The 26022-nt window shown below is 67.8% G+C and carries 30 protein-coding genes and 1 riboswitch; of the genes, 15 read left to right on the forward strand and 15 right to left on the reverse strand.

Features of this window, described 5'->3' with window-relative positions; genetic code table 11:
- Positions 1-65: 65 nt before the first annotated feature.
- From JHD77_RS23040 to JHD77_RS23055, 4 genes are read left to right on the forward strand one after another with little or no spacing between them, the layout of a single operon-like run.
- Entirely contained in the window at positions 66-992 is a 927-nt protein-coding gene (locus JHD77_RS23040) for an ABC transporter ATP-binding protein (protein ID WP_003118243.1), read from the forward strand.
- Entirely contained in the window at positions 989-1723 is a 735-nt protein-coding gene (locus tag JHD77_RS23045; RefSeq protein ID WP_003102804.1) for an ABC transporter permease, read from the forward strand. The genes JHD77_RS23040 and JHD77_RS23045 overlap by 4 nt, the downstream gene beginning before the upstream one ends.
- Positions 1724-1732: 9 nt before the next feature.
- The gene (locus tag JHD77_RS23050; RefSeq protein WP_034022839.1) at positions 1733-3535 is read left to right on the forward strand and encodes a GldG family protein; all 1803 of its coding nucleotides are present in this window, start codon (positions 1733-1735) and stop codon (positions 3533-3535) included.
- Between the two features lies 1 nt (position 3536).
- Complete coding sequence (locus tag JHD77_RS23055; RefSeq protein WP_003102810.1) at positions 3537-4544, forward strand: DUF4340 domain-containing protein; 1008 nt, start codon at positions 3537-3539, stop codon at positions 4542-4544.
- Between the two features lie 231 nt (positions 4545-4775).
- On the opposite strand, the gene JHD77_RS23060 is transcribed toward JHD77_RS23055, so the two are convergent.
- Complete coding sequence (locus tag JHD77_RS23060) at positions 4776-5945, reverse strand: mandelate racemase/muconate lactonizing enzyme family protein (protein WP_003114914.1); 1170 nt, start codon at positions 5943-5945, stop codon at positions 4776-4778.
- 157 nt (positions 5946-6102) lie between these two features.
- Here JHD77_RS23060 and JHD77_RS23065 point away from each other — a divergent pair, with 157 nt between their 5' ends.
- The 3 genes from JHD77_RS23065 to dxs all read left to right on the forward strand — a co-directional run bounded on the left by JHD77_RS23065 (position 6103) and on the right by dxs (position 9221).
- Positions 6103-6345, forward strand: coding sequence for an exodeoxyribonuclease VII small subunit (locus JHD77_RS23065; RefSeq protein ID WP_003093283.1), 243 nt, complete (start codon positions 6103-6105; stop codon positions 6343-6345).
- A complete protein-coding gene (locus JHD77_RS23070) occupies positions 6342-7229 on the forward strand; it encodes a polyprenyl synthetase family protein (RefSeq protein WP_003114915.1) in 888 nt (295 codons plus the stop codon). The genes JHD77_RS23065 and JHD77_RS23070 overlap by 4 nt, the downstream gene beginning before the upstream one ends.
- Before the next feature lie 108 nt (positions 7230-7337).
- Complete coding sequence (dxs, locus tag JHD77_RS23075; RefSeq protein ID WP_003102816.1) at positions 7338-9221, forward strand: 1-deoxy-D-xylulose-5-phosphate synthase; 1884 nt, start codon at positions 7338-7340, stop codon at positions 9219-9221.
- A gap of 238 nt (positions 9222-9459) precedes the next feature.
- On the opposite strand, the gene JHD77_RS23080 is transcribed toward dxs, so the two are convergent.
- The 13 genes from JHD77_RS23080 to nrdR form a co-directional block, all read right to left on the reverse strand.
- On the reverse strand, positions 9460-10257 hold the full coding sequence (locus tag JHD77_RS23080; protein ID WP_033936210.1) for a cobalamin-binding protein: 798 nt from the start codon (positions 10255-10257) through the stop codon (positions 9460-9462).
- Complete coding sequence (locus JHD77_RS23085; protein WP_003102818.1) at positions 10257-10676, reverse strand: hypothetical protein; 420 nt, start codon at positions 10674-10676, stop codon at positions 10257-10259. Before JHD77_RS23085 ends, JHD77_RS23080 begins: the two co-directional genes overlap by 1 nt.
- On the reverse strand, positions 10673-11290 hold the full coding sequence (gene ribA, locus JHD77_RS23090) for a GTP cyclohydrolase II (protein WP_003110510.1): 618 nt from the start codon (positions 11288-11290) through the stop codon (positions 10673-10675). Before ribA ends, JHD77_RS23085 begins: the two co-directional genes overlap by 4 nt.
- A gap of 130 nt (positions 11291-11420) precedes the next feature.
- Positions 11421-12065: a TIGR02281 family clan AA aspartic protease gene (locus tag JHD77_RS23095; protein ID WP_003093301.1), complete on the reverse strand. Its 645-nt coding sequence runs from the start codon at positions 12063-12065 to the stop codon at positions 11421-11423.
- Between the two features lie 2 nt (positions 12066-12067).
- The gene (locus JHD77_RS23100; protein ID WP_003102821.1) at positions 12068-12814 is read right to left on the reverse strand and encodes a substrate-binding periplasmic protein; all 747 of its coding nucleotides are present in this window, start codon (positions 12812-12814) and stop codon (positions 12068-12070) included.
- 8 nt (positions 12815-12822) lie between these two features.
- Complete coding sequence (locus JHD77_RS23105) at positions 12823-13338, reverse strand: phosphatidylglycerophosphatase A family protein (RefSeq protein WP_003093304.1); 516 nt, start codon at positions 13336-13338, stop codon at positions 12823-12825.
- Entirely contained in the window at positions 13331-14299 is a 969-nt protein-coding gene (gene thiL, locus JHD77_RS23110; protein ID WP_003454180.1) for a thiamine-phosphate kinase, read from the reverse strand. Before thiL ends, JHD77_RS23105 begins: the two co-directional genes overlap by 8 nt.
- Positions 14300-14317: 18 nt before the next feature.
- The gene (nusB, locus tag JHD77_RS23115; protein ID WP_003093308.1) at positions 14318-14797 is read right to left on the reverse strand and encodes a transcription antitermination factor NusB; all 480 of its coding nucleotides are present in this window, start codon (positions 14795-14797) and stop codon (positions 14318-14320) included.
- Positions 14794-15270, reverse strand: coding sequence for a 6,7-dimethyl-8-ribityllumazine synthase (gene ribH / locus JHD77_RS23120; protein ID WP_003093311.1), 477 nt, complete (start codon positions 15268-15270; stop codon positions 14794-14796). The genes nusB and ribH overlap by 4 nt, the downstream gene beginning before the upstream one ends.
- A 117-nt stretch (positions 15271-15387) precedes the next feature.
- Complete coding sequence (ribBA, locus tag JHD77_RS23125) at positions 15388-16485, reverse strand: bifunctional 3,4-dihydroxy-2-butanone-4-phosphate synthase/GTP cyclohydrolase II (RefSeq protein WP_003454181.1); 1098 nt, start codon at positions 16483-16485, stop codon at positions 15388-15390.
- Positions 16486-16511: 26 nt separating this feature from the next.
- Positions 16512-17171 carry a riboflavin synthase gene (locus JHD77_RS23130; RefSeq protein ID WP_003093316.1) on the reverse strand — a complete coding sequence of 220 codons (660 nt, stop codon included), beginning with the start codon at positions 17169-17171 and terminating at the stop codon, positions 16512-16514.
- A gap of 183 nt (positions 17172-17354) precedes the next feature.
- A riboswitch (FMN riboswitch) is annotated at positions 17355-17517 on the reverse strand.
- Positions 17518-17598: 81 nt separating this feature from the next.
- The gene (gene ribD / locus JHD77_RS23135; protein WP_031755671.1) at positions 17599-18720 is read right to left on the reverse strand and encodes a bifunctional diaminohydroxyphosphoribosylaminopyrimidine deaminase/5-amino-6-(5-phosphoribosylamino)uracil reductase RibD; all 1122 of its coding nucleotides are present in this window, start codon (positions 18718-18720) and stop codon (positions 17599-17601) included.
- Entirely contained in the window at positions 18717-19181 is a 465-nt protein-coding gene (gene nrdR / locus JHD77_RS23140; protein WP_003107181.1) for a transcriptional regulator NrdR, read from the reverse strand. Before nrdR ends, ribD begins: the two co-directional genes overlap by 4 nt.
- 185 nt (positions 19182-19366) lie before the next feature.
- On the opposite strand from nrdR, the gene JHD77_RS23145 reads away from it, so the two are divergent.
- From JHD77_RS23145 to trxA, 3 genes are all read left to right on the forward strand, one after another.
- A complete protein-coding gene (locus JHD77_RS23145) occupies positions 19367-19837 on the forward strand; it encodes a YbaY family lipoprotein (protein WP_003113050.1) in 471 nt (156 codons plus the stop codon).
- Positions 19834-20496 (forward strand): class I SAM-dependent methyltransferase, encoded by a 663-nt coding sequence (locus JHD77_RS23150; RefSeq protein ID WP_003158811.1) that lies wholly within the window; start codon positions 19834-19836, stop codon positions 20494-20496. Before JHD77_RS23145 ends, JHD77_RS23150 begins: the two co-directional genes overlap by 4 nt.
- A 71-nt stretch (positions 20497-20567) precedes the next feature.
- A complete protein-coding gene (gene trxA / locus JHD77_RS23155) occupies positions 20568-21437 on the forward strand; it encodes a thioredoxin (RefSeq protein ID WP_116849999.1) in 870 nt (289 codons plus the stop codon).
- 24 nt (positions 21438-21461) lie between these two features.
- Here the strand turns inward: trxA and JHD77_RS23160 are convergent, their stop codons facing one another.
- Positions 21462-21818, reverse strand: a complete 357-nt coding sequence (locus tag JHD77_RS23160; RefSeq protein ID WP_003105273.1) for a hypothetical protein — start codon at positions 21816-21818, stop codon at positions 21462-21464.
- A gap of 132 nt (positions 21819-21950) precedes the next feature.
- Here JHD77_RS23160 and JHD77_RS23165 point away from each other — a divergent pair, with 132 nt between their 5' ends.
- The 5 genes from JHD77_RS23165 to oprG all read left to right on the forward strand — a co-directional run bounded on the left by JHD77_RS23165 (position 21951) and on the right by oprG (position 25966).
- Entirely contained in the window at positions 21951-22523 is a 573-nt protein-coding gene (locus JHD77_RS23165; RefSeq protein WP_003105271.1) for a DUF2796 domain-containing protein, read from the forward strand.
- 88 nt (positions 22524-22611) lie between these two features.
- Positions 22612-23316: an ABC transporter ATP-binding protein gene (locus JHD77_RS23170; protein WP_003093325.1), complete on the forward strand. Its 705-nt coding sequence runs from the start codon at positions 22612-22614 to the stop codon at positions 23314-23316.
- A gap of 2 nt (positions 23317-23318) precedes the next feature.
- Positions 23319-24584 carry an ABC transporter permease gene (locus tag JHD77_RS23175; RefSeq protein WP_003118230.1) on the forward strand — a complete coding sequence of 422 codons (1266 nt, stop codon included), beginning with the start codon at positions 23319-23321 and terminating at the stop codon, positions 24582-24584.
- 17 nt (positions 24585-24601) lie between these two features.
- Entirely contained in the window at positions 24602-25120 is a 519-nt protein-coding gene (locus JHD77_RS23180; RefSeq protein WP_003105266.1) for a DUF3299 domain-containing protein, read from the forward strand.
- 147 nt (positions 25121-25267) lie between these two features.
- Entirely contained in the window at positions 25268-25966 is a 699-nt protein-coding gene (gene oprG / locus JHD77_RS23185; RefSeq protein WP_003093337.1) for an outer membrane protein OprG, read from the forward strand.
- Positions 25967-26022 lie beyond the last annotated feature (56 nt).

Consider the following 26022-nt stretch of genomic DNA (forward strand, 5'->3'; position numbering starts at 1 on the left):
GTAATCTACCGCGCTCATGCGATCCCCTACGCATATCAGCAAACGGCTCAACTTCCAGTGAAACCATGATCGACATAGACAGACTGAGCAAACGCTTTTCCGGCCGGACGGTGGTAAACGACTTGAGCTTCCGCATCGACCGGGGAGAGATCGTCGGTCTCCTCGGCCCCAACGGAGCGGGCAAGTCGACCACCCTGAAGATGCTTTCCGGCTTCCTCGCGCCGAGCGCCGGCAGCGTACGCATCTTCGGCTTCGACATGCAGGACAAGGCGCGCCAGGCACAGAAGCTGATCGGCTACCTGCCGGAGAACGCTCCCAGCTACGGAGAAATGACGGTCGAGGGCTTTCTCGCCTTCGTCGCGTCCATCCGCGACTACAGCGGACGGGAAAAACGTCGGCGCATCGACAGCGCCATGGACTGCATGGAGCTGCGGGATGAGCGCAGGAGCATCATCGAAACCCTGTCCAAGGGCTTCAAGCGCCGCGTCGCGCTGGCCCAGGCGATCCTCCACGATCCCGAGCTGCTCCTGCTCGACGAGCCCACCGACGGCCTCGACCCGAATCAGAAGCACCAGGTCCGGCAACTGGTGAAGAACCTCTCGGAAAGCAAGATCGTGGTGATTTCCACGCACATCCTCGAGGAAGTCTCGTTCATGTGCAGCCGCGCCCTGGTGATCAACGGCGGCCGCCTGCTGGCCGACAACACCCCGGGCGAACTCAGGACCCGCAGCCGCTACCACCATGCCGTCAGCCTCAGCATCGAAGCACCGGTAGACCCGCTGGCCATCGCCATGCTCCCCGGCGTCGCCGGTATCGAAGGACGCCCCGACCGGGCCGGCACCCTGACCATTCTGGCCCGCCCCGGCGCGCAGATCCTTCCCGCGCTCAACCGCCTGATCCACGGCAGCGGCTGGCGGGTATCCGGGGTGCGTACCGAACACGGCCAACTGGAAGAAGTGTTCCGCCAACTGACCCGAGAAACCCCCGCATGACCGCCATCGGCACCATTTTCAGACGCGAGCTGGGCAGCTACTTCGCCACGCCGCTCGCCTATGTGTTCACCCTGGTATTCCTCGTCCTCTCCGGCGTGGCCACCTTCTACCTGGGCGATTTCTTCGAGCGCGGCCAGGCCGACCTGGCGCCGTTCTTTTCCAGCCTGCCCTGGCTCTACCTCCTGCTGATCCCCGCGCTGGCCATGCGCCTGTGGGCCGAGGAGCGCAAGTCCGGCTCCATCGAGATGCTGATGACCCTGCCCGTCTCCCGCGCCACCCTGGTCACCGGCAAGTTCCTCGCGGCCTGGTTCTGCGCCGGGCTGGCGTTGCTGCTGACCTTCCCGATGCCGCTGACGGTGAACTACCTCGGCTCGCCCGACAACGGCGCGATCATCGCCGGCTACCTGGCCGGCTGGCTGCTGTCCGGCGGCTACCTGGCCATCGGATCCTGCATGTCGGCGCTGGCGAAGAACCAGATCATCGCCTTTGCCCTGACCGTTCTCGTCTGCCTGCTATTCGTCGGCGCCGGCACTCCCCACGTACAACAGGCGCTCTCCGGCTGGCTTCCGCAATGGCTGCTGGACGGCATTGCCTCGCTGAGCGTGCTGGTCCGTTTCGAGGCGCTCGGCCGGGGCGTGCTCGACGTCCGCGACCTGGCCTACTTCTGCAGCCTGATCGTCGCCTGGCTGGTCGCCACCACCATCGTCATCGACCTGAAAAAGGCAGCGTAGGAAACATCCATGAAACGAACCCTGTACTCGGGCGTCGGCCTGCTGCTGGTCGGCCTGCTGTTCCTCGCTTTCAACCTGCTGTCCAGCCTGCTGCTGCGCGACCAGCAGTTCGACCTCACCCAGCAGAAGCTCTACACCTTCAGCGCCGGCACCCAGGAAGTCCTCGACAGTCTCGACGAACCGCTCAACCTCTACCTGTTCTTTTCGAAAAGCCGCGCCAGTGACCTGCCCGCCCTGCGCAACTACGCCCGCCGCGTCGAGGAAGTGCTGGACCTCTATGCACGGCGGAGCCATGGCAATGTCCGATTGTTCGTGATCGATCCCCTGCCATTCTCCGACGACGAGGACCGTGCCGCGCGCTTCGGCCTGCAGGCGCCGCCCATCGGCCCGAATGGCGAAGCCATCTACTTTGGCCTGGCGGCCACCAACCCGACCGACGGCCTCCAGGTGATCCCGTTCTTCTCGCCGGAAGAAGAGCCGCTTCTGGAGTACGATCTCAGCCGCCTGGTCCAGGCACTCGCACAGCGGGAACGCACGGTAGTCGGCCTGATGAGCTCGCTGCCGATGACCGGGCAGGCGCCCACCGACGGGCAGCCGGGCAGCAGGCCCTGGGCGATGATGGACAAGCTCTACCAACAGTTCGACATCCGCACCCTGGGGCTCGCCTCGACGGAAATCCCCGCCGACATCTCGGTGTTGATGCTGGTGCACCCCAGGCAATTGTCCGAACAGACCCAATACGCCATCGACCAGTTCGTCCTGCGCGGCGGCAAGCTGCTGGCCTTCGTCGACCCTCTGAGTCTCGCCGATGCAGACGGCGGGAAAAGCTCCGACCTGGCCCCGTTGCTGCGCTCCTGGGGCGTCCAGTTGCGGCCGGATACCCTGCTGGCGGATGCCTCGTTCGCCATGATCAAGCCCAACGCCGAACGTCGCCCGGAGCGCAATCCGACCTGGCTACACCTCCCCGGCGACACGTTCCCCCACGACAACGTGCTGACCACCGGCCTGGAAAGCCTCAACCTCGCCAGCGTCGGCCTGCTCGAACCTCTCGGCGGAGCCTCGACGCGCTTCATTCCGTTGCTGCACAGCTCGGCGCACAGCATGCCGCTGTCGCTGGAACGCTTCCGCCAATCCTCGACGGAGCAGCTCAACGCGACCCTGGTCCCGACCGGGGAACGCTACGTGCTGGCCGCCAAGGTCGAGGGGCCGGCGACGAGTGCCTTCCCTGCGGACCGCGGGAAGCAAGGCGAAGGCCTGAGCGACAGCGCGAACATCCATGTGCTGTTGGTCGCCGATACGGACCTGCTGAGCAATCCGCTCTGGCTCCAGGAACAGCCCGGCCACAATGAGCCGCAGGTATGGGCGGACAACGACCTGTTCGTCGGCAATGCCCTCGACTACCTCTCCGGTTCGGACGCGCTGATCGACCTACGCTCGCGAGGCCATACGAAGCGCCCGTTCACCCGCGTGGAAGCGCTCCGCCGCGAGGCCGGGCTGCGCGCCCAGGAACAGCTCAACGCGCTGCAGCAAAGCCTCAACGACACCGACAGGAACCTGCGCACCTTGCAGCAATCGATGGACGCCGGCGACCAGGAGGTGACTCCGGAAATGGAAGCGACGCTGCGCCGCTTCATCGATGACAAATTGCGCATCCGCCAGCAACTGCGTCAATTGCAGTTCCAGCTGAATGCCGATGTCGAGCGCCTGGGGGAACAGGTGAAACTGGCCAATACGGTCCTGCTGCCGGCACTGCTCACCCTGTTCCTCCTGCTGCATTGGAGCTGGCGCAGCATGCGCCGGAGGAGGGGCTGACATGCGCCTGCGTAACGTAGCGGGACTCGCTCTCGCCCTGGCGCTGTTCGCCGGAATCTTGGGCTGGCTCCACGAACGGCAGCAACCGCCCGCGCAACCGCCTGCGAGCCGCGCCTGGCTGCCAGGGCTGAAACCGCACCAGGTGACCGCGCTGTGCATCGCCACCCCCGGCCAACCGACGATCCGCGCCAGGCGCGATGGCAAGGACTGGACGCTCGCCAGCAAGGACGGCTATCCCGCCTCGGGGGAAACCATCCGGCAGCTGTTGCGCAGCCTGGCCGACGCGCGCCTGCTGGAGGAAAAGAGCGCCTCGCCGGAAAACCGCGAACGCATGGGACTCTCCGACCAGGGCAAGGGCCAGGCCAGCCGGATCACCCTGGAGCGCGGCGACGCGCCGCCGCTGGTCCTGTTGCTGGGCAAGCGCACCTCGCAGGGCGGGCAGTTGGTCAGGCAGGCCGACGATGAGGGGGCCTGGCTGATCGACCGAACGGTCGGCCTGCCGGTCAACGACCTGGCCCTGCTCGACCCTCGGTTGACCGACCTGCCATTCGAACAGTTGCGCGAACTGACCCTGTCCTATGGCAACGGCGTACGGCTGAACATTTCCCGAGCCAGTGAAAAGGACGATGGCATCCGCCTGCGACAGTTCCCATCCAGGCCACAGTTGATGGGCGAGGCGGAAGCCGAGCAGGCCGCACGCCTGTTCGCTGCGCTCAGGCTGCTGGAGGTCGCGCCGGCCAAGGCCTCGCGGCAAAAACCGCTGCTGACCTTCACGCTCAAGAGTTTCGCCGGCGGCACGCTGCAGGGCCAGCTTCTGGAACTGGAGCGCCAGTACTGGTTGCAACTGACCGACAGCAAGGGCTTCGCCGACGGGCAGGTCTCAGCCGTCAAGGGTTGGCGCTACCGCGTGGAGGGTCTGAGTCCGGATACCGCTCCCGCGCCCCAGCCACCCAAGGCATCGCCGGTGAAGCAAAGCAAGCCGGCCAAGCCCTCGTCGCCCAAGTGCTGAGCGCTCTCGCCAGGCGCCGCTCGCAGCCGGCGAAATAGAGCCCCGCGGGATGCTGGGCAGGACTGGCCGAGTTTGCTAGAGTAGCGCTTCCTTCATGAGCCCTCGGCTCGTCGATGCAGAATTCCTAAGGCAGGCGCGGCTTATCAGAAGTAAGCCAACCCCACCCCAGAAAAGCCGGCCACAAGCCGGCTTTTTTAATGCCTCCGCACAACCCCAGCCAATCACCGTTCTCTAGGCCTCCAGAAGCTTGCGGAACAGCCCGGCAAGTGTCGCCTGGCGCTCGAAGCCGATACCAGGCGATTGTGGCAATCCCGCCAATCCCGAGGAAAACGGCAGGGCACCGGCGAAATCGTCGAATGGCCGGAAAGCCGACGGCGTAGCCTCGGCCCAGCCCAGGCGCAGGGCCGCCACCAAGTGCAGGCTGAACAGGTAGCCGGCGTGCGGGCGGAAGGCCGCGCGCGGCCAACCCCGGGCGCACAGGTGGTCGAGTATCGCCAGGTAGCCCGGCAGGCCATAGCAATGCACGGGGTCGAACACCAGCACGTCGCGCTCCCGCCGCACGCCGCCATAGAGATCCAGCAAGCGAGCCTCGGCCAGAGAGAACAAGGCCTCACCGGCACCGATGGGCCCCGGATAGATATCCGCCACTTCGGCCTGGGTAGGGAAATCGTGGGGGTCGCAGATGTCCTCGAACCACCACAACCCCAGCGGCGCCAGGGCTTTCGCTGCGTCGACCGCGCCCTCCGCGTCGTAGCGGTTCATCGCGTCGACCGCCAGCCGCGAAGCGTCGCCGAGAACCCGCAGCGCCCTGTCGATACGGCGCCGGTCCTGGTCCAGCCCGGCCGCGCCGATCTTGATCTTGGCGTGGGTGTAGCCGAGATCGACGAAGCGCCGCAGTTCCTCTTCCAGGCGTCCCAGGTCGTCGTGCGGATAGGGGTAGCCGCCGCCGGCGTAGACCGGTACGCGCTGCGGATAGTCTTCCGCCAGCCCCAGGCGTCGCGCCAGGAAGCGATGCAGCGGCAGGCCGGCGGCCTTGGCCGCGGCATCCCACAGCGCCATGTCCAGGGCGCCCACCGCGACGCAGCGTTCGCCGTGGCCGCCGGGCTTCTCGTCGCGCATCATCAGGTCCCAGGCACGCAACGGATCGATGCCACTGCCGTCGTCGCTCGCCAGGCTGTCCGCCGGAGCCCCCAGCAGGCGCGGGGCGAAACGCTCGCGGATCAGCCCGCCCTGGGCGTAGCGCCCTACCGAGGCGTGGCCGTAACCGACCACACGCCGACCGTCGCGCACGATATCGGTGAGCACCGCCACCAGGCTGGTGCTCAAACCACCGGTGGCAGCCGCCACGCCGGCGTAACGGGAAAGGGGAATACTGCGTTCCCGGACCTCCTGGATGCGCATCGCCTGTCGGCTCCTCCTCGCTGGACCTCTCTCCACCTTAGCCAAGGCCGCCGCCATGGTCGTCCCGATCGGTCGTAGCGACCTTCCGCCGATTTGCCCGGCCCCCGCCCCTCTGCTAGTGTCGCGGGGTTTTGTACACCTCGCCGAGACTCCCCCGATGGCCCGCAAGAAAACCCTCGATTTCGAACAGTCCCTCACCGAGCTGCAAACCCTGGTGGAACGCCTGGAAAGCGGCGAGCTGTCGCTGGAAGAGTCGCTGGGCGCCTTCGAGCAGGGCATCCGCCTGACCCGCGAATGCCAGACGTCGCTGAGCCAGGCCGAACAGAAGGTACAGATCCTCCTCGAACGCGACGGCGAGCTCAGCGAAGCGCCGTTCGATGCGGAAGGCGACGAGGCATGATCGCGGCCTACCAGGCGCGCTGCCAGGCGCGCGTCGATGCCGCCCTGGACGCCCTGTTCGTCGCTCCCCGCGAAGAACTGCAACGCCTCTACGAGGCCATGCGCTACAGCGTGATGAACGGTGGCAAGCGGGTTCGCCCGCTGCTCGCCTACGCCGCCTGCGAGGCCCTCGGCGGAGCGCCGCAGCGCGCCGACGCCGCGGCCTGCGCGGTGGAGCTGATCCATGCCTACTCGCTGGTCCACGACGACCTGCCGGCGATGGACGACGACGACCTGCGCCGTGGCCAGCCGACCACCCACCGGGCCTTCGACGAAGCCACCGCGATCCTCGCCGCCGACGGCTTGCAGGCGCTGGCCTTCGAAGTGCTCGCCGACACCCGGCGCAATCCGCAGGAACATGCCGTCTGTCTGGAAATGCTCACCCGCCTGGCGCGCGCCGCAGGCTCCGCCGGCATGGTCGGCGGCCAGGCGATCGACCTCGGCTCGGTCGGCGTGGCCCTCGACCAGGCGGCCCTGGAAGTCATGCACCGGCACAAGACCGGCGCGCTGATCGAAGCCAGCGTGCGCCTCGGCGCCCTCGCCAGCGGTCGCGCCGAGCCCGCCTCGCTGGCCGCCCTGGAGCGCTACGCCGAAGCGATCGGCCTGGCCTTCCAGGTGCAGGACGACATCCTCGACGTGGAAAGCGACACCGCCACCCTCGGCAAGACCCAGGGCAAGGACCAGGCGCACAACAAGCCGACCTATCCCGCCCTGCTCGGCCTGGAGGCCGCCAAAGGCTATGCCCTGGAGCTGCGCGACCTGGCCCTGGCCGCCCTCGACGGTTTTCCGCCGAGCGCCGACCCGCTGCGCCAACTGGCCCGCTACATCGTCGAGCGACGCAACTGACCGACGGGTCGTCGGAAGTCCCCGGCAAAGGTAGGGGCTCCCTTGCTTGGGCGCGGCCGGTGCATCAGGTAAACTGCTGGCCTCTCCGGATTGCATAACGACAGCCTGATGCCCAAGACGCTCCATGAGATTCCCCGCGAGCGCCCCGCCACGCCCCTGCTCGACCGCGCCTCTTCGCCGGCCGAACTGCGCCGGCTGGGCGAGGCGGACCTGGAAACCCTGGCCGACGAGCTGCGCCAGTACCTGCTGTATACCGTCGGCCAGACCGGCGGTCATTTCGGCGCCGGCCTCGGCGTGGTCGAGCTGACCATTGCCCTGCACTACGTCTTCGACACTCCGGACGACCGCCTGGTCTGGGACGTCGGCCACCAGGCCTATCCGCACAAGATCCTCACCGAGCGCCGCGAGCTGATGGGCACCCTGCGCCAGAAGAACGGCCTGGCGGCCTTCCCGCGCCGCGCAGAGAGCGAGTACGACACCTTCGGCGTCGGCCACTCCAGCACCTCCATCAGCGCCGCCCTGGGCATGGCCATCGCCGCCCGCCTGCAAGGCAAGGAGCGTAAGTCGGTGGCCGTGATCGGCGACGGTGCGCTGACCGCCGGCATGGCCTTCGAGGCACTCAACCACGCCTCGGAAGTCGACGCCGACATGCTGGTGATCCTCAACGACAACGACATGTCGATCTCGCACAACGTCGGCGGCCTCTCCAACTACCTGGCGAAGATCCTCTCCAGCCGCACCTATAGCAGCATGCGCGAGGGCAGCAAGAAGGTGCTCTCGCGCCTGCCCGGGGCCTGGGAGATCGCCCGGCGCACCGAGGAATACGCCAAGGGCATGCTGGTCCCCGGCACCCTGTTCGAGGAGCTCGGCTGGAACTACATAGGCCCGATCGACGGCCACGACCTGCCGACCCTGGTGGCTACCCTGCGCAACATGCGCGACATGAAGGGCCCGCAGTTCCTCCATGTGGTGACCAAGAAAGGCAAGGGCTTCGCCCCGGCCGAACTGGATCCGATCGGCTACCACGCGATCACCAAGCTGGAAGCTCCCGGCAGTGCGCCGAAGAAGACCGGCGGACCCAAGTATTCCAGCGTCTTCGGCCAGTGGCTGTGCGACATGGCCGCCCAGGACGCGCGCCTGCTCGGCATCACCCCGGCGATGAAGGAAGGTTCCGACCTGGTGGCCTTCAGCGAACGTTATCCGGAACGCTACTTCGACGTCGCCATCGCCGAACAGCATGCCGTGACCCTGGCCGCCGGCATGGCCTGCGAGGGCATGAAGCCGGTGGTAGCGATCTACTCGACCTTCCTCCAGCGCGCCTACGACCAGTTGATCCATGACGTCGCCGTGCAGCACCTCGACGTGCTGTTCGCCATCGACCGCGCCGGCCTGGTCGGCGAGGACGGCCCGACCCACGCCGGTAGCTTCGACATCTCCTACCTGCGCTGCATCCCCGGCATGCTGGTGATGACCCCCAGCGACGAGGACGAGCTGCGCAAGCTGCTCACCACCGGCTACCTGTTTGATGGCCCGGCCGCGGTGCGCTATCCGCGCGGCAGCGGCCCCAACCATCCGATCGATCCGGACCTGCAACCGGTGGAGATCGGCAAGGGCGTGGTCCGTCGGCGCGGCGGCAGGGTCGCACTGCTGGTCTTCGGCGTGCAGTTGGCGGAGGCGATGAAGGTCGCCGAAAGCCTCGACGCCACGGTCGTCGACATGCGTTTCGTCAAACCCCTCGACGAAGCCCTGGTACGCGAATTGGCGGGCAGCCACGAACTGCTGGTGACCATCGAGGAAAACGCCGTGATGGGCGGCGCCGGCTCGGCGGTCGGCGAGTTCCTCGCCAGCGAGGGCCTCGAAGTCCCGCTGCTGCAACTGGGCCTGCCCGACTACTACGTCGAACACGCCAAGCCCAGCGAGATGCTCGCCGAATGCGGCCTGGATGCCGCGGGCATCGAAAAGGCGGTACGCCAGCGTCTCGACCGGCAGTAGCGCCAAACCCAGCGACAACGGCGGATAACCGCGTTGCGGTTATTCGCCCTACCCCCCAATTGCCGTAGGGCGAATAACGCCACCGGCGTTATCCGCCGATACACCACCATACCGACATACCCCGCCGACTGGCAGCGATAACCGCGTTGCGGTTATTCGCCCTACCCCCCAATTGCCCGTAGGGCGAACAACGCCGCCGGCGTTATCCGCCGATACAGCGCGCGATACCGGCAAGCATTCAGCGCGCCCCGGCGAGCGAGCGGCAGAGTTTCTCGGTCGCCGCCAGCATGGCGAAGCTCGGCCGCTCGAGGTTCTTGTCTTCGATCCGGTACAGCTGTCCGCGCCGCGTCGCCGCCAGCGCCGGCCATTGCCGCCAGAGTTCGAGTTGGGCGTGACTGCCGGCGACGATGACCGCCGGATCGCGCGCCAGAACCGCCTCGACGCTGACCTGCGGCGCCGGCTGCGGCAGGTCGCCGAATAGGTTCTCGGCGCCGCAGACGCGCAGCGCATCGCTGATCACCTGGCGTCCGCCAATGGTGTACAGCGGCCGGTCCCAGACCTGGTAGAACACTTTCAGCGGCTTGTCCCGCCGGTAGCGCTCGGCCAGGCGCCGCATGCCTTCGCGGAACCTGGCCGACAACCGCTGGCCGGCCTCGGCCTCGCCCAATGCCTCGCCCAGCGCAGCCAGTTGCTGGGCCAGTTCGTCGAGGCTGTGCGGTTCGGCGATGAAGAGGGCGATGCCGAAGTCCCGCAGGCGCTGCAACTGCGCCTCGGGCACGCTGCCGGGCCAGACCAGGATCAGGTCGGGCTGCAGTTCCAGCAGGCGTTCGAGATTGACCTGGCCGTAGCGGCCGACGGAAGGCAGGTCGCCAATCGCCGCCGGACGCTCGCCGCCATCCAGCACGCCGACCAGGCGGCGCGCTGCGCCGAGTTCGAGGACGCTGTCGGTCAGCGAAGGCGCCAGGCTGACCACCCGCTGCGCCGCCCCGGCGGAAAGGCTGAGGAGCAGGCAGGCGAGCAGCCAGAACGAGCGCATCAACCGAGTTGACGCGGAATACGGTAGAGCCAGAACAGCACCAGGCTGGTGACCCCGAGCAGGATCAGCGCAACGCCGTTGAGCCCGGCGAACACACCCGGCACGCCGATCCAGGCCGGCAGGCTGGCGCCGAACAGGGCCTTGCGGCGCACCTGCGCCAGACGGGTCCAGGCGGCGGCTTCCTCCGCCGTATCCAGCGCTTTCTGGGTGGCGATGAGACCACGCTTGTAGGCACCGAACAGCGGCAGGTTGACGAACATCGACAGCAGCGCGGCGATGAACAGCGGCATCGCCAGGCCATGGGGAAGGGGTTGCAGTTCGCCGAGGAAGAACTCGACCAGGATCAGCGGCAACAGCGCCAACGCCAGTTGCAACCACCAGGCACGTCCCAGCGCGCCGCGGGCTTGCTGGCGACTCACGTGGTTTCCGCCTCGCCCTGGTGCAGGCTGCCGAGCATGTGCCCGAGCTTGCCGGCCTTGGTCGCCAGGTAGCGCCTGTTGTGCTTGTTCAGGCCCTTTTGCAGCGGCACGCGCTCCGCCACGGTGATGGCGTAGCTTTCCAGCGCCTTGACCTTGCGCGGATTGTTGGTCATCAGGCGCAGGGAGGAGACGCCCAGGTGCGCGAGCATCGGCTGGCACATGGCGTAGTCGCGCTGGTCGGCGCCAAAACCCAGTTGCAGGTTCGCCTCGACGGTGTCGGCACCGCCATCCTGCAATTCATAGGCACGGATCTTGTTCAGCAGGCCGATGCCGCGACCTTCCTGGCGCAGGTAGAGGAGCACGCCGCGGCCCTCCTCGGCGATGGCGGCAAGCGCGCCTTCCAGCTGGAAACCGCAATCGCAGCGCAGGCTGAACAGCGCGTCGCCGGTCAGGCATTCGGAATGCAGGCGACCAAGCACCGGCGCGCCATCGGCGATGTCGCCCATGCTCAGGGCTACATGTTCCTTGCCGCTCTCCTCGTCGAGGAAACCATGCATGGTGAATTCGCCGAAGGGAGTCGGCAGTTTGGAGGCGGCGACGAACACGACGGACACCGGGGAACTCCTAGGGAAACGGAAGTCCGCCATTGTACCAGCAGCGTCCGGCGCCCGGTCAGCTCGAAATGCCGCAAATACCTATCGAGATGGACGATGAATAGAACCCCGGGTTATGAGCGAGCGACATTCAATGCTTGGCCTCGATAAGCAGCATTCCCTGTTCCTCGCGCCAACGCACCCGGTTGAGGAAACTCATGCCGAGCAGGGCTTCGGTCGGATAGCCACCCTCGATCACCGCCGCCTCGACACCCAGCAACTCGATACCGCCGATCTTCACCCGGTCCAGGGTCACCCGCCAGCCGCGCGAGGTTCCGCTGGCAGTGGAGGCGACCATCGGCTTGCCGTCCACCCGGTAATCGATACCCAGGCGGCGCGCCTCGTTCTCGTTCATGGCGATGCTGGTGGCGCCGGTATCCACCAGGAACTGCATGTTCTGCCCGTTCACCGAGCCAGCCACCCAATAGTGCCCGCCCGTACCGCGGGCGATGCTGAAGCTTTGCCGCTGCGGCGCCGAATAGCCTGCCTCGTTGTATTCGCGGCTCAGTTCGTAGGTGCGCTCGACGCCGTCGATCCGCAGCACCGCCTTGCGGCTGTCGGCGCTGACCACCTGGACGCCCTGCGGGCCGGTCTGGCCGACCCTGACCAGCTTGCGCTGGCCATCGACGTTGAGTACCGCCGCGCCGGGGAACAGGCCGACCACGAACACCTGGGGCGCGGCCAGCGAGGACAACGCGAGAACGCTGGAAAACAGGGCGACGCACAGCCGCAGCATGATCACTCCTTGGGTGGCAGGATTGCCTTCAACGGCGCATAGGGCCAGTTCCAGCGGGCGAAGATCCGCTCCAGCTCGCCGCTGGCATGCAACTGCCGCATGCGCCGGTCGAACAGCGCCAGCAGCTCACGGCCCCTGGGGGAATCGGAGAAGCCAAGATACAGCGGCAACCGAGTGACGTCGGTGATGCGGTACTCAGCCGCCAGCGCTCCGGCCCCTGCGAGCATTTCCTCGAGTTCCGGACGCGAATCGATGAAATAGTCGACCCGGTGGTTGAGCAGCATCGGCAGCGCCGAGGTGCGGCGCTGCAACTCGCTGTGCGGGGTCAGGGTAGGGAAATAGCGGGCGAAGGCGTAGCCACGCATCCATGACAGGCGGAACCGGCTCAGGCCCTCCAGTGGCGGCGGCGGATTGTCTTTCAGGGAAAGCACGGCGATCGGATCGACGTCATAGGGCCAGCGAGGATAAAGCGCTTCGTCGATTTCCCCGCGGTAGGCGCCGACCCAGGCGTCGGCCTCGCCGCGCAGGACCAGGCCGACCGCCCGGGTATAGGGCTCGTTGGCGATCCGCAGGCGTACCCCGGCCGGCTCGTAGACGGCCCGCAACAGGTCCCAGGCCACCCCGCGACCGTCCTCCTGGGTGTAGCGCGTCCAGGTTTCGCTGACCACGCGGATCTCGCCCACGGAGGGGGCGGCGGAAGCGACGCCGGGCAGCAGCCACAGGCAGCAGAACAGGACGAGCAGACGCATGGGAGGCCTCAGACCAGCCAGTGTACCCATCCCCAGACTAGACCCTGCATGACCAGCCAGGCGAATACCCCGGCCAGGACGTCGTCGAGCATGATCCCGACGCCGCCGTGCACGTTGCGGTCCACCCAACTGATCGGCCAGGGCTTGAGAATATCCACGATGCGGAACACGACGAAGCCGATCAGCAGCCACCACCAGCCCTCCGGCACCAGCCAGAGGGTTATCCACATGCCGACCATCTCGTCCCAGACGATGCCTTCGTGGTCGTGCACGCGCAGGTCGTCGGCGACCTTGCCGCACAGCCAGAAGCCGAACAGCATGGTCACTCCCAGCATCAGCCAGTAGCCCCAGTCCGGCAGCATCTGCCACAGCGGGATGAACGGGATGGCCACCAGCGACCCCCAGGTGCCCGGCGCCTTGGGCAGGGTGCCGGAGCCGAAGCCGAAGGCGAGGAAATGCCAGGGATTGCGCCAGACCGACGGCGGCACCGGCTGCGCCGGCGCCTGATCAGGATGCTCAGTCACGTTGGGTTCCGAAATGTTGGTAACCGGCCGCGGCCGGTATGAGTTCCTTTCCGTCGGCGTCGAGCAGGTGCACCCCCTGTCCCGCCTCGACCCGGCCGATGACGGCCGTGGCCGGCCACGCGGCGCGAATCTCGCCAAGGTACTCAGGCGGCAGGGTGAAAACCAGCACGTAGTCGTCGCCGGCGGCCAGTTGCTGGCGCAAGGCTTCCTCGCCGGCGAGCAGGCCGCTCAACGCGGCGCTTGCCTGCAAGCGCTGGCATTCGACCAACAGGGCAACGCCGGAAGCGCGGGCGATATGCCCGCAGTCGGCGAGCAGCCCGTCGGAGATGTCCAGGGCGGCGCTGGCCTTGCCGCGCAGGGCGAGGCCCAGACCGAATTGCGGGGCCGGCGTCCAGTAGCGCGCCAGCAGCGGTTCGGCCACCTCGGCGGGCGCCGATCTTCGCTCCAGCACCAGTTCCAGCGCCGCTCCAGCCTCGCCGAGCGGGCCCCCGACGCAGAGCAGGTCGCCCGGGCGCGCACCGGCGCGGGTCAGCGCCTGGCCGGCCGGCACCCTGCCGAATACGGTCAGGGTCATGCTCAGCGGGCCGCGCGTGGTGTCGCCGCCGACCAGGGCCAGGCCGCACTGCCGGGCCATGGCGTCGAGGCCGCGGGCGAAGCCCTGCAACCACTCGGCGTCGGCCTGCGGCAAGGTCAGGGCCAGGGTGAAGGCCAGGGGCGCGGCGCCCATCGCCGCCAGGTCGCTGGCGGAGACCGCCAGGGCGCGCTGGGCAAGAAGGAAAGGGTCGCAACCGGCGGGAAAATGCACGCCTTCCACCAGGGTATCGGTGGAGACCGCCAGTTGTTCGCCGGCTGGCGGCGCCAGCAGGGCGCAGTCGTCGCCGATGCCGAGGGCCACGTCCGCCGCCGGCGCCGCGCAGGCGGCCGCGGCGAAGAAGCGGCGGATCAGCTCGAACTCACCCATGACGCCGCCGGCGCGGGATCAGCGCTTGCCGCCGCGCAGCTCGGCGGCGCGCAGGCGCGGCGCCAGCTTGTCGAGCACGCCGTTGACGAACTTGTGGCCGTCGGTGGCGCCGAAGGTCTTGGCCAGCTCGATGCCCTCGTTGATCACTACCTTGTAGGGCACGTCGATGCGGTTGCGCAGCTCGTAGGTGGACAGCCGCAGGATGGCCAGCTCGACCGGGTCGATCTCGGCCAGCGGGCGGTCCAGGCAGGGCTCGAAGGTGGAGTCCAGCTCGCTCTTCTGTCGCGGCACGCCGTGCAGGATCTCGTGGAAGTAGGCGCCGTCGACCTCGGAGAAGTCGTTGTCGGTGCGGAACTGCGCCTCGATCTCGTGCAGGGGCTGGCCGGCGATCTGCCAGGAGTACAGGGCCTGGACGGCCAGGCTGCGGGCCTTGCGGCGAGCGGCGGTCTTGCCTTTCGGCGGCTTGGCTGCCGGGTTGCCGCTGTCTTGATTGCTCACTTGGCCTCCAACTGCGCCAGCAGGCTGACCATTTCCAGGGCCGACAACGCGGCTTCGGCGCCCTTGTTGCCGGCCTTGGTGCCGGAGCGCTCGATGGCCTGCTCGATGGAGTCGACGGTGAGGACGCCGAAGGCGACCGGGATGCCGAACTGCAGGGACACCTGGGCCAGGCCCTTGGTGCACTCGCCAGCCACGTATTCGAAGTGCGGGGTGCCGCCACGGATCACCGCGCCGAGGGCGATGATGGCGTCGAAGCCGCCTTGCTGGGCGACCTTCTGGGTCACCAGCGGGATCTCGAAGGCACCCGGGGCGCGGATGATGGTGATCTCGCTTTCAGCCACGCCGTGGCGGACCAGGGCGTCGACGGCGCCGCTGACCAGGCTTTCCACGACGAAGCTGTTGAAGCGGCCGACCACCAGGGCGTAGCGGCCTTTGGGGGCAATGAAGGTACCTTCGATGGTCTTCAGGGTCATGAGCAGGTCTCATCTGTTAAAGAGCCGGGACGCCGTTGCGCCCCGAGCGAAAAGGGTCGAAAGGTCCGTCCAGCATAGCGCCCACCGCGATCTTGCACGCGGCGGGCGGGACAGGCCTTATTCGGCGGGCAGGTATTCTACAACTTCCAGGTCGAAACCGGATATCGCATTGAAGCGCATCGGCGCACTCAGCAGGCGCATCTTGCGCACGCCGAGGTCGCGCAGGATCTGCGAACCGGCACCGACGGTGCTGTAGGTGGTGGTGGCCTTGGGCGCCGGAGCCGGCGCCGAAGCGATCTCGCGGACATGGGCGAGCAGGTCGTCGCCGCCGATCTGGTGACCGAGCAGCAGCACCACGCCGCTGCCCGCCTCGGCGACCCTGGTCATCGCCGCGCGCAGGCTCCAGCGGCCCGGCTGGTTGACCTGCAGCAGGTCGCGCAGCGGGTCCATGTTATGCACGCGGACCAGGGTCGGCTCTTCCGCGCAGACCTTGCCGAGGGTCAGCGCCAGGTGCACGTCGCCCTCCACCGAGTCGCGGTAGGTGATCAGGTTGAAGTGGCCCAGTTCGCTGTCGAGCGGCTGCTCGGCGATGCGCTCGACGGTGCGCTCGTGGATCAGCCGGTAGTGGATCAGGTCGGCGATGGTGCCGATCTTGATCCCGTGCTCGGCGGCGAACGCCTCCAGTTCGGGCCGGCGAGCCATGCTGCCGTCGTCGTTCATCACCTCGCAGATCACCCCGGACGGCTCGAACCCGGCCATCCGCGCCAGGTCGCAGGCCGCCTCGGTGTGCCCGGCGCGAGCCAGGGTACCGCCCGGCTGGGCCATCAGCGGGAAGATGTGGCCGGGGCTGACGATGTCGGCGGCCACGGCGTTCTTCGCCGCCGCAGCCTGCACGGTGCGGGCGCGGTCCGCGGCGGAGATGCCGGTGGTGACGCCCTCGGCGGCCTCGATGGAGACAGTGAACTTGGTGCCGAAGCCGGAGCCGTTGCGCTGCACCATCAGCGGCAGGCCGAGGCGCTCGCAACGCTCGCGGGTCATCGGCATGCAGACCAGGCCGCGGGCATGCTTGACCATGAAGTTGATGTCTTCGGTGCGGACGCATTCGGCGGCCATGATCAGGTCGCCTTCGTTCTCGCGGTCCTCGTCATCCATCAGGATGACCATCTTGCCTTGGCGGATGTCTTCGATCAGTTCGTCGATCGTGTTGAGTGCCATGGGCACCCCCTTATGCAATTCGTGGGTTACTTGAGAAAACCGTTCTCGGCGAGAAACGCTTCGCTGATGCCGGAGGCGCTGGGCTCGGCGGCCTTGTCGCCAAGCAGCAGGCGCTCCAGGTAACGGGCCAGCAGGTCGACCTCGAGGTTGACCCGGCGTCCGGGCTGGTACTCGGCCATGATGGTTTCGCTGAGCGTATGCGGGACGATGGTCAGCTCGAACTCCGCGCCGTTCACCGCGTTCACCGTGAGGCTGGTGCCGTCGACGGTGATCGAGCCCTTGTGCGCGATGTACCTGGCCAGTTCGCGCGGGGCACGCACGGTGAACTGGATGGCGCGGGCGTTCTCCTCGCGCTTGAGCACCTCGCCGACGCCGTCGACGTGGCCGCTCACCAGGTGTCCGCCGAGGCGGGTGGTCGGCGTCAGGGCCTTTTCCAGGTTCACCCGGCTGCCCACCTTCAGGTGCTGGAAGGCGGTGCGCGCCAGGCTCTCGCGGCTGACGTCGGCCCAGAAGCCATCGCCGGGCAGTTCCACCGCGGTCAGGCAGACGCCGTTGACCGCGATGCTGTCGCCGAGCTTGACGTCGCCCAGGTCGAGCTTGCCGGTGGCGATGTAGACCCGCAGGTCGCCGCCCTTGGGCGTCATTGCGCGGACGCTGCCGATCGACTCGATTATGCCGGTGAACATGCGACCTCCCGTTTTTCCGCCGCACAGGCGCACAGCATGGCCGGCGCGACGCCGAGCGGCCTGCGTGCCATAGCGCGGGTATTCCAAGATGAAGACATATGACGAACTCCTGTTTCGTGAAAAACAGGGCTTTTTGGATCGAAGGGGATCTTGCGGGCGCACAGGGTACGCCCAGGCAGGCAATCCCGTTCTCTCTTTATCCGGACTATGACCGTCGGCCCCGGAATCGCACCGGGTCTGCTGACCTTGTCGTCCGGCGGTGGCCGGTCCGGCAAGCGCTCGCGGGCTAGGCGCCTTGCGCGCCATTACCGCCGGTGGGGACTTTCACCCCGCCCTGAGAACGTTACGGCCACCGAGATGGCCGTGTGGCGTTTTACCACAGTTGCGCCGCTTGTGCATCGTCCGCCGCGTCGCCGCGCAGCGAAGTTCAGGCGTCCCGCGGATGGGGCCGCGCGGTGACCAGCCAGTCGTCGCCCACCGCGCGGATGTCGTCGATCCGCAACTGCGCCGCATCGGCCATCCGCGCCAGCGGCCAGTCGAGCAAAGGACGGGCGCTGGAGCCGAGGAACTTCGGCGCGACGAACAGCCGGTACTCATCCACCAGCCCCAGCCGGGCGAAGGCGCCGGCCAGACGCGGGCCGGCCTCCACCAGCACTTCGTTGGCGCCGCGCGCCGCCAGTTCCAGGAGCAGCTTGTGCAAATCGACGTGGCCCTCGGCGGAGGGCAGCGCCAGCAGTTCGTGGCCGGCGTCCTGGAAGCGTTCGCGCGCCGAGGCGGCGGCGCAGGTCGCCACCAGCGCCGGACCGGCCTGGTAGAACGCCGACTCCAGCGGCACCCGCAGGCGCCCGTCGACCAGCACCCGCAACGGCTGGCGAGCCGCGGCGAGCGCGGTAAGCTCGGCGTTCAGGCCCAGTTCGTCGGGGCGTACGTTGAGCCGCGCATCGTCCGCCAGCAGCGTATCGGCGCCGGACAACACCACGCTGGAGCGAGCGCGCAAGCGCTGCACCGCCGAACGCGCGGAGGGCCCGGTGATCCACTGGCTTTCCCCGCTGGCCATGGCGGTGCGCCCGTCCAGGCTCATCGCCAGCTTGACCCGGACGAACGGCAGGCCATGTTCCATGCGCTTGATGAAACCGATGTTGAGTTCCCGCGCCTCGACCTCGAGGACGCCGCTCTGCACCGCGATGCCGGCCTGCATCAGACGCAGCAGGCCGCGACCGGCGACCTCGGGGTTGGGATCCTGCATCGCCGCGACCACCCGCGCCACCCCGGCGCCCACCAGCGCATCGGCGCACGGCGGGGTGCGGCCGAAGTGGCTGCAGGGCTCGAGGGTCACGTAGGCGGTGGCGCCGCGTGCATTCTCGCCGGCCTGGCGCAGGGCATGGACCTCGGCGTGCGGCTCGCCGGCGCGGACGTGCCAGCCCTCGCCGACCACCTGGCCGTCCTTGACCAGCACGCAGCCGACGCGCGGATTCGGATGGGTGGAGTACAGCCCCTGGCGCGCCAGTTCCAGGGCGCGGGCCATGTACAGCGGGTCAGCGGCGCTCATTCCTTGGCCGGCTCGCGGGCGAGGCGTTCGATCTCCTCGCGGAATTCGTTGAGGTCCTGGAAGCGCCGGTAGACCGAGGCGAAACGGATGTAGGCGACTTCGTCGAGCTTCTGCAGCTCGGCCATCACCAGTTCGCCCAGCACCCGCGACTTGATCTCGCGCTCGCCGGTGGCGCGCAACTGGTGCTTGATGTGGCCGATGGCCGCTTCCAGGCGCTCGACGCTGACCGGACGCTTCTCCAGGGCGCGCTGCATGCCGGCGCGCAGCTTGTCCTCGTCGAACGGCTGGCGGCTGCCGTCCTGCTTGATCAGGCGCGGCATGACCAGCTCGGCGGTCTCGAAGGTGGTGAAGCGTTCGCCGCAGGCCAGGCACTCGCGGCGCCGGCGCACCTGATCGCCCTCGGCGACCAGTCGCGAGTCAATCACTTTGGTGTCATGGGCACCGCAGAAGGGACAATGCATGGTGCTGATACAGGCGTAGCTGAAGGAAGCCGCATGGTAGCGCATCCGCGCCCGACCGAGCACCCGCAGAATCGACCGGCGCCGGCACGCTGGGAAAGGCGAGAGGAATCGGACGTTGCGGCCTACGCGAAGCGCGACAAGAATCACACTTTGCGCTATACAAGCGCCGCCCGGATTCCACCGCTATGGAGCAGCCCATGACCCTGCGCCCGATCGCCCTGCTGGCCGTCCTTCTCCTCGCCGCTTGTTCCAGCGACAAGCCGAAGCCTGCGCCAACGCCGCAAGCTTCGCGCAGCGTGACCATGGTCGAGCCGGTGCTACCGGCCCACCTGCGCGAGCTGAGCGGAACGCTGAGCAGCATCCAGGGCAGCCTGCCACGCGGCAGCGAGGTGCAGATGGCACTGCTGGTGATCGACGAGCGCGACCGTCCACAGCGGCTGCTGGCCAGCGAGACGGTGCTGGCCACCGGCGAACTCATGCCCTTCCGCCTGCCGTTCAACCCCGAATCCTTCCCGCCGGCCGGTGGCGCGCTGCGCGTCGAACTGCACGCGCGGGTGATCCAGTCCGGCCAGTTGGCCTGGCGCCTGCATCCGTTGCGGATCGCCCAGCCGACCACCCAGTCCCTCGGCGAACTGCGCCTGGTACGCGCGCCGTGACGGCACCGCAAGCCCTGACCCAGGCGCTGGGCGAGCTGCTCGGCGACGCCCGGCTCAGCGCCACCGCGCTGCCCGGCACCGACCTGCGCCTGTGGCTGATCGACGCGCAGAACATGGACCGCCAGTTCAGCCCGGAGGAAACCCGCCGCATCCTCGAAGAGCCGCCGTACTGGTGCTTCTGCTGGGCCAGCGGGCTGGTCCTGGCGCGCTGGCTGGCGGAGCGCCCGCAGTGGGTCCGCGACAAGCGCGTGCTGGACTTCGGCAGCGGCTCCGGGGTGGCGGCGATCGCCGCGGCCCGCGCCGGCGCCGCCGAGGTGGTGGCTTGCGACCTGGATCCCCTGGCGCTGGCAGCGAGCCGGGCGAACGCCGAACTGAACGGAGTGGAGCTGAGCTATTCGGCGGACTTCTTCGCCGAGGACGATCGCTTCGACCTGATTCTGGTGGCCGACGTGCTCTACGACCGCGCCAACCTGCCGCTGCTCGACCAGTTCCTCAGCCGCGGCCGCCAGGCGCTGGTCGCCGACTCGCGGGTCCGTGACTTCCGTCATCCGCTGTACCGACGCCTGGACGTGCTCGAAGCCTGTACCTGGCCGGACCTCGCCGAGCCCGCCGAATTCCGCCTGGTCAGCCTGTATCACGCCGAACGCGGGCAAGCCTGAGGCACGGGCTTGTTTGCGCGCGGCGCGCCCCCACTTATAGTGGTCACCACCTTGCGTTTCCGAGAATCGACATGAGCGATACGCCCTACATCTTCGACGTCACCGGCGCCAACTTCGAGCAGCTGGTCATCGAGAACTCGTTCCACAAGCCGGTCCTGGTGGACTTCTGGGCCGACTGGTGCGCCCCGTGCAAGGCGCTGATGCCGCTGCTGGCGCAGATCGCCGAGTCCTACCAGGGCGAATTGCTGCTGGCCAAGGTCAACTGCGACGTCGAGCAGGACATCGTGATGCGCTTCGGCATCCGCAGCCTGCCGACCGTGGTCCTGTTCAAGGATGGCCAGCCGGTCGACGGTTTCGCCGGCGCCCAGCCCGAATCGCAGATCCGCGCCCTGCTCGAACCCCATGTGAAAGCACCGGCGCTGCCCGACGAAGACCCGCTGGAAGTGGTCCAGGCGCTATTCGCCGAAGGCCGCATCGGCGACGCCGAAGCGACCCTGAAAGCCCTGCTGGCGGAGAACAACGAGAACGCCGCGGCGCTGATCCTCTACGCCCGCTGCCTGGCCGAGCGCGGCGAACTGGAAGAGGCGCAGGCCATCCTCGACGCGGTGAAGAGCGACGAGCACAAGCAGGCCCTGGCCGGCGCCCGCGCGCAGCTGACCTTCCTGCGCCAGGCTGCCGACCTGCCCGACAGCGCAGAGCTGAAGAGCCGCCTGGCGGCCGATGCCGGCGACGACGAGGCAGCCTACCAGTTGGCCGTCCAGCAGCTCGCCCGACAGCAGTACGAGGCGGCCCTGGACGGACTGCTCAAGCTGTTCCTGCGCAACCGCGGCTACCAGGACGACCTGCCGCGCAAGACCCTGGTGCAGGTCTTCGACCTGCTTGGCAACGACCACCCGCTGGTCACCGCCTACCGCCGCAAGCTGTACCAGGCGCTCTACTGAGTCGCCGAGCCCCGTCCGCGGGGCTCAGTCCTCCAGCCAGACGAACACCTGGGTGCCGTCGACCACCTCGACCTTGACCCGGGCGTCGTGCCGCAGGCGCACCAGCAGTTGCTTGGCGGCGCCGGCATTGCCGCTGAACCCCTCCAACTCCGCCAGCAACTGCGGCCCCTCGATCCGCCCGCTGCCGCGCAGCAGGTCCTGGGCGGTCTGCCATAGGCGATCCACCGGCGCTGCCGGCGCCGGCGCCCTGGCCGCCGCGACCTGCGGCTCGCCCAGCGGCGGCGGGGGCACGTGTTGCGCCAGCTGGCGCCAATCCTCGGCGTCCAGTTCCAGGGTCAGGTCCACCGGCCAGTCGCCGATGCTTCCGCGAATCCGCACCATCTCGTTTCTCCACAAGCGAATCGCGCCATGCTCCCACGTCGGCGCGTAGGGGCCAAATCGGCCAGGCTAGGCAGGCGGAAAAATTCGTTATAACGTAACAAACTCTTTTCCTTCCTTGCCGGAGTCCCGTTCATGCGCCCACTGCTGTTAGCCCTCGTCTTGCTGCCGTTCGCCGCCCAGGCCCATGACGACCACGACCATGACCACGCCCATGGCAGCCTGGGCAAGCACGAGCACGGCGTCGCCCAGTTGAACGTGGCGCTGGACGGCAAGACCCTCGAACTGGAGCTGGACAGCCCGGCGATGAACCTGGTCGGTTTCGAACACGCCGCCAGCACCGACGCGGACAAGGCCGCCGTGGCCAAGGCCCGCGCGCAGCTGGAAAAACCGCTGGAGCTGTTCGCCCTGCCGGTCACCGCCGGCTGCTCGGTGGCCAGCCAGGAACTGCGGAGTCCGCTGTTCGGCGACAAGGCGCCGGCCCACGCGCACAAGGAGAAGGCAGGCCACGAACACGAACACGGTCATGCCGATATCCACGCCCATTACCAGCTCAGTTGCGAGAAGCCCGAGCTGCTCAAGCTGCTGACCCTCGCCGAGTTCTTCAAGCGCTTCCCCGCCACCCAGAAAATTCAGGTACAACTGATCGGTCCCGACGGCCAGAAAGGCGCCGACCTGGCTCCGGCCAGCGCCGAGCTGAAGCTGTAGGATCGTTCCGGAGGCGCCGCGAGGGATTCGGCGCGGCGCCCCTCCATCCATTCTCGAGGCTCCGGCGGAGCGTTCCGCCCCTACCCCCATGAGCGCACTGATCACCCTGACCAACCTCGGCTTCGCCTGGCCCGGCCAGGCGGAGTTGCTGGACATTCCCAGCTTCCATCTCGAACGCGGCGAGAGCCTGTTCCTCAAGGGGCCTTCCGGCAGCGGCAAGACCACCCTGCTCGGCCTCCTCGGCGGCGTGCAGAAGCCCGGCCGCGGCAGCATCCGCCTGCTCGGCGAGGACCTGGAAAAGCTGTCCGCCGCGCGCCGCGACCATTTCCGCGTCGACCACACCGGCTACATCTTCCAGCAGTTCAACCTGCTGCCATTCCTCTCGGTACGCGAGAACGTCGAGCTGCCCTGTCACTTTTCCGCGTTGCGCCGTCAGCGCGCCCGCGAACGCCACGGTAGCCCGGCGCAGGCCGCCAGCCATTTGCTCGGCCAGCTCGGCCTCGGCGGCGAACTGCACGAACGCCGCGCCGACAGCCTGTCCATCGGCCAGCAGCAGCGGGTCGCCGCCGCCCGCGCGCTGATCGGCCAGCCGGAGCTGGTGATCGCCGACGAGCCGACCTCGGCGCTCGACGCCGACAGCCGCGAGGCGTTTCTCCAGTTGCTCTTCGCCGAATGCCGCGAGGCCGGCGCCAGCCTGCTGTTCGTCAGCCACGACCAGAGCCTGGCCGGGCTGTTCGACCGCAGCCTGTCCCTTTCCGATCTCAACCGCGCCGCCCGGCCGGCAGGACTCTGAGCATGTATCTCTTCCGACTGGCACTGGCCAGCCTGGCCAACCGCCGCTTCACCGCCCTGCTGACGATCTTCGCCATCGCCCTCTCCGCCTGCCTGCTGCTCGCGGTGGAGCGGGTCCGCACCGAGGCCAAGGCCAGCTTCGCCAGTACCATCTCCGGAACCGACCTGATCGTCGGCGCGCGCTCCGGCTCGGTGAACCTGCTGCTCTACTCGGTATTCCGCATCGGCAACGCGACCAACAACATCCGCTGGGACAGCTACCGGCACTTCGCCGAAAACCCGCGGGTGAAGTGGGCGATCCCGATCTCCCTCGGCGACTCGCACCGCGGCTACCGGGTAATGGGTACCGATGCCGGCTATTTCGAGCACTACCGCTACGGCCGCGGCCAGGAACTGCAACTGGCCGAGGGCCGCGCCTTCGGCCAGGACCTGTTCGACGTGGTGCTCGGCGCCGAGGTGGCCGAAGCCCTGCACTACAGGCTCGGCGAGAAGATCGTGCTGGCCCATGGGGTGAGCACGGTGAGCCTGGTCAAGCACGACGACAAGCCGTTCACCGTGGTCGGCATCCTCCAGCGCACCGGTACCCCGGTGGACCGCACCCTGCACATATCCCTCGCCGGCATGGAGGCGCTGCACGTCGACTGGCGCAACGGGGTGCCGGCGATGGGCGCCGGGCGCGTCAGTGCCGAGCAGGCGCGGCACATGGACCTGCAACCACAGGCGATCACCGCGTTCCTGGTCGGCCTGAAGAGCAAGGTGGCGACCTTCGCCCTGCAACGCGAGGTCAACGACTATCCCGGCGAACCGCTGATGGCGATCCTCCCCGGTGTCGCCCTGCAGGAACTGTGGGGCCTGATGGGCACCGCCGAGAAGGCACTGTTCGTGGTCTCGCTGTTCGTCGTCCTCACCGGCCTGATCGGCATGCTCACGGCGATCCTCACCAGCCTCAACGAGCGCCGCCGGGAGATGGCCATCCTGCGCTCGGTGGGCGCGCGCCCCTGGCACATCTTCGGCCTGCTGCTGGCCGAGGCCTTCAGCCTGGCGCTGGCCGGCGTCGCCCTCGGCCTGGGCCTGCTCTACCTCGGCATCGCCGCCAGCCAGGGCTACGTCCAGGCCAACTACGGCATCTACCTGCCGCTGGCCTGGCCGAGCGACTATGAGTGGAGCCTGCTCGGGGCTATCCTGGCGGCCGCCGTGCTGATCGGCTGCGTGCCGGCCTGGCGCGCCTACCGCCAGTCCCTGGCCGATGGCCTGTCGATCCGCCTATGACCCGGAGATATTCCCCGATGCTGCGCTCCCTGACCGTCCTCCTGCTGGCTTTCGCCCTGCTCCTGGGCAGTGCCGTGGCGCGCGCCGCGCCGCGCGAACTGACCTGGTCGCAACTGATCCCGGCCGGCGCCCCGCCCGCCCCGGCGCCGCTGCCGATCCACGACCTCGCCAACGCCCTCAGCGAAGCCGGTCCGGCTGCCAGCCAGCAGAGCCCCAACGCCCCGGTGGTGAAGGCACTGGACGGCATCGAGGCCAAGCTGCCGGGCTACATCGTGCCGCTGGAAATCAGCGAGGCCGGGCTGGTCACCGAGTTCCTCCTGGTCCCCTACTACGGCGCCTGCATCCACGTACCGCCGCCGCCGTCGAACCAGATCGTCTACGTGAAGACCGCCAAGGGCGTGCAGATGGACGAGTTGTACCAGCCATTCTGGGTCGAGGGCACCTTCAAGGTGGAGAACGCCAGCAGCGAGCTGGCGGCGGCCGGCTACCGCATGCAGGCGAGCAAGGTGACGCCCTACGAATACGAAGGTGGCTGAACGACATGCGACAATCCGCCGCGCCATTTACGTTGCGGCGGTCACATTTGCTCCTAGGATTGATTGAGCTGTGTCAAGGAAGGCAACTGTTAGCTGGCTGACCATTAGCAGCACCAACACTTTCTAATACAAGGAATGGAGCTCATCATGCGTAAGTCCTGGCTTACCGCTTCCCTGCTGGCCCTCACCGTCGCCTCCCCGTTCGCCGCTGCGGATATTCAAGGACACAAGGCCGGTGACTTCATCATCCGTGGCGGCTTCGCCACCGTCGATCCCGACGACAGCAGTTCCGACATCAAGCTGGACGGCGCCAAGCAGCGCGGTACCAAGGCGACTGTCGACAGCGACACCCAGCTCGGCCTGACCTTCACCTACATGTTCGCCGACAAGTGGGGCGTGGAACTGGTCGCCGCCACTCCGTTCAACCACCAGGTCGACGTCAAGGGCCTCGGCCCGGGCCTGGACGGCAAGCTGGCCGACATCAAGCAACTGCCGCCGACCCTGCTGCTCCAGTACTACCCCATGGGCGGTACCAACAGCGCCTTCCAGCCCTACGGCGGCCTGGGCGTGAACTACACCACCTTCTTCGACGAAGACCTGGCCAGCAACCGCAAGGCGCAGGGTTTCAGCAGCATGAAGCTGCAGGACTCCTGGGGCCTGGCCGGCGAACTGGGCTTCGACTACATGCTCAACGAGCACGCGCTGTTCAACATGGCCGTCTGGTACATGGACATCGACACCAAGGCCAGCATCAACGGCCCGAGCGCCCTGGGCGTGAACAAGACCAAGGTCGACGTGGACGTCGATCCGTGGGTCTACATGATCGGTTTCGGCTACAAGTTCTGAGTCGTAGACTGTCGCGGGGCTTGCGCCCCCAACGGGAAAAGGCGCCTTCGGGCGCC

This window comes from Pseudomonas sp. P20, assembly GCF_016463925.1.
Lineage (GTDB): Bacteria > Pseudomonadota > Gammaproteobacteria > Pseudomonadales > Pseudomonadaceae > Pseudomonas > Pseudomonas aeruginosa.

Excerpts from the sequence above, each read along its gene's own strand:
- JHD77_RS23065 (WP_003093283.1), top strand. The coding sequence starts at position 6,103 with ATGGCCCGCAAGAAAACCCTCGATTTCGAACAGTCCCTCACCGAGCTG.
- JHD77_RS23045 (WP_003102804.1), top strand. The coding sequence starts at position 989 with ATGACCGCCATCGGCACCATTTTCAGACGCGAGCTGGGCAGCTACTTC.
- JHD77_RS23170 (WP_003093325.1), top strand. The coding sequence starts at position 22,612 with ATGAGCGCACTGATCACCCTGACCAACCTCGGCTTCGCCTGGCCCGGC.
- trxA (WP_116849999.1), top strand. The coding sequence starts at position 20,568 with ATGAGCGATACGCCCTACATCTTCGACGTCACCGGCGCCAACTTCGAG.
- JHD77_RS23060 (WP_003114914.1), bottom strand. The coding sequence starts at position 5,945 with ATGCGCATCCAGGAGGTCCGGGAACGCAGTATTCCCCTTTCCCGTTAC.
- JHD77_RS23050 (WP_034022839.1), top strand. The coding sequence starts at position 1,733 with ATGAAACGAACCCTGTACTCGGGCGTCGGCCTGCTGCTGGTCGGCCTG.
- JHD77_RS23095 (WP_003093301.1), bottom strand. The coding sequence starts at position 12,065 with ATGCTGCGGCTGTGCGTCGCCCTGTTTTCCAGCGTTCTCGCGTTGTCC.
- dxs (WP_003102816.1), top strand. The coding sequence starts at position 7,338 with ATGCCCAAGACGCTCCATGAGATTCCCCGCGAGCGCCCCGCCACGCCC.
- JHD77_RS23180 (WP_003105266.1), top strand. The coding sequence starts at position 24,602 with ATGCTGCGCTCCCTGACCGTCCTCCTGCTGGCTTTCGCCCTGCTCCTG.
- thiL (WP_003454180.1), bottom strand. The coding sequence starts at position 14,299 with ATGGGTGAGTTCGAGCTGATCCGCCGCTTCTTCGCCGCGGCCGCCTGC.
- JHD77_RS23100 (WP_003102821.1), bottom strand. The coding sequence starts at position 12,814 with ATGCGTCTGCTCGTCCTGTTCTGCTGCCTGTGGCTGCTGCCCGGCGTC.
- JHD77_RS23175 (WP_003118230.1), top strand. The coding sequence starts at position 23,319 with ATGTATCTCTTCCGACTGGCACTGGCCAGCCTGGCCAACCGCCGCTTC.
- JHD77_RS23160 (WP_003105273.1), bottom strand. The coding sequence starts at position 21,818 with ATGGTGCGGATTCGCGGAAGCATCGGCGACTGGCCGGTGGACCTGACC.
- JHD77_RS23070 (WP_003114915.1), top strand. The coding sequence starts at position 6,342 with ATGATCGCGGCCTACCAGGCGCGCTGCCAGGCGCGCGTCGATGCCGCC.
- JHD77_RS23040 (WP_003118243.1), top strand. The coding sequence starts at position 66 with ATGATCGACATAGACAGACTGAGCAAACGCTTTTCCGGCCGGACGGTG.
- ribBA (WP_003454181.1), bottom strand. The coding sequence starts at position 16,485 with ATGGCACTCAACACGATCGACGAACTGATCGAAGACATCCGCCAAGGC.
- ribD (WP_031755671.1), bottom strand. The coding sequence starts at position 18,720 with ATGAGCGCCGCTGACCCGCTGTACATGGCCCGCGCCCTGGAACTGGCG.
- JHD77_RS23145 (WP_003113050.1), top strand. The coding sequence starts at position 19,367 with ATGGAGCAGCCCATGACCCTGCGCCCGATCGCCCTGCTGGCCGTCCTT.
- JHD77_RS23165 (WP_003105271.1), top strand. The coding sequence starts at position 21,951 with ATGCGCCCACTGCTGTTAGCCCTCGTCTTGCTGCCGTTCGCCGCCCAG.
- JHD77_RS23080 (WP_033936210.1), bottom strand. The coding sequence starts at position 10,257 with ATGCGCTCGTTCTGGCTGCTCGCCTGCCTGCTCCTCAGCCTTTCCGCC.
- nrdR (WP_003107181.1), bottom strand. The coding sequence starts at position 19,181 with ATGCATTGTCCCTTCTGCGGTGCCCATGACACCAAAGTGATTGACTCG.
- JHD77_RS23055 (WP_003102810.1), top strand. The coding sequence starts at position 3,537 with ATGCGCCTGCGTAACGTAGCGGGACTCGCTCTCGCCCTGGCGCTGTTC.
- ribH (WP_003093311.1), bottom strand. The coding sequence starts at position 15,270 with ATGACCCTGAAGACCATCGAAGGTACCTTCATTGCCCCCAAAGGCCGC.
- JHD77_RS23130 (WP_003093316.1), bottom strand. The coding sequence starts at position 17,171 with ATGTTCACCGGCATAATCGAGTCGATCGGCAGCGTCCGCGCAATGACG.
- oprG (WP_003093337.1), top strand. The coding sequence starts at position 25,268 with ATGCGTAAGTCCTGGCTTACCGCTTCCCTGCTGGCCCTCACCGTCGCC.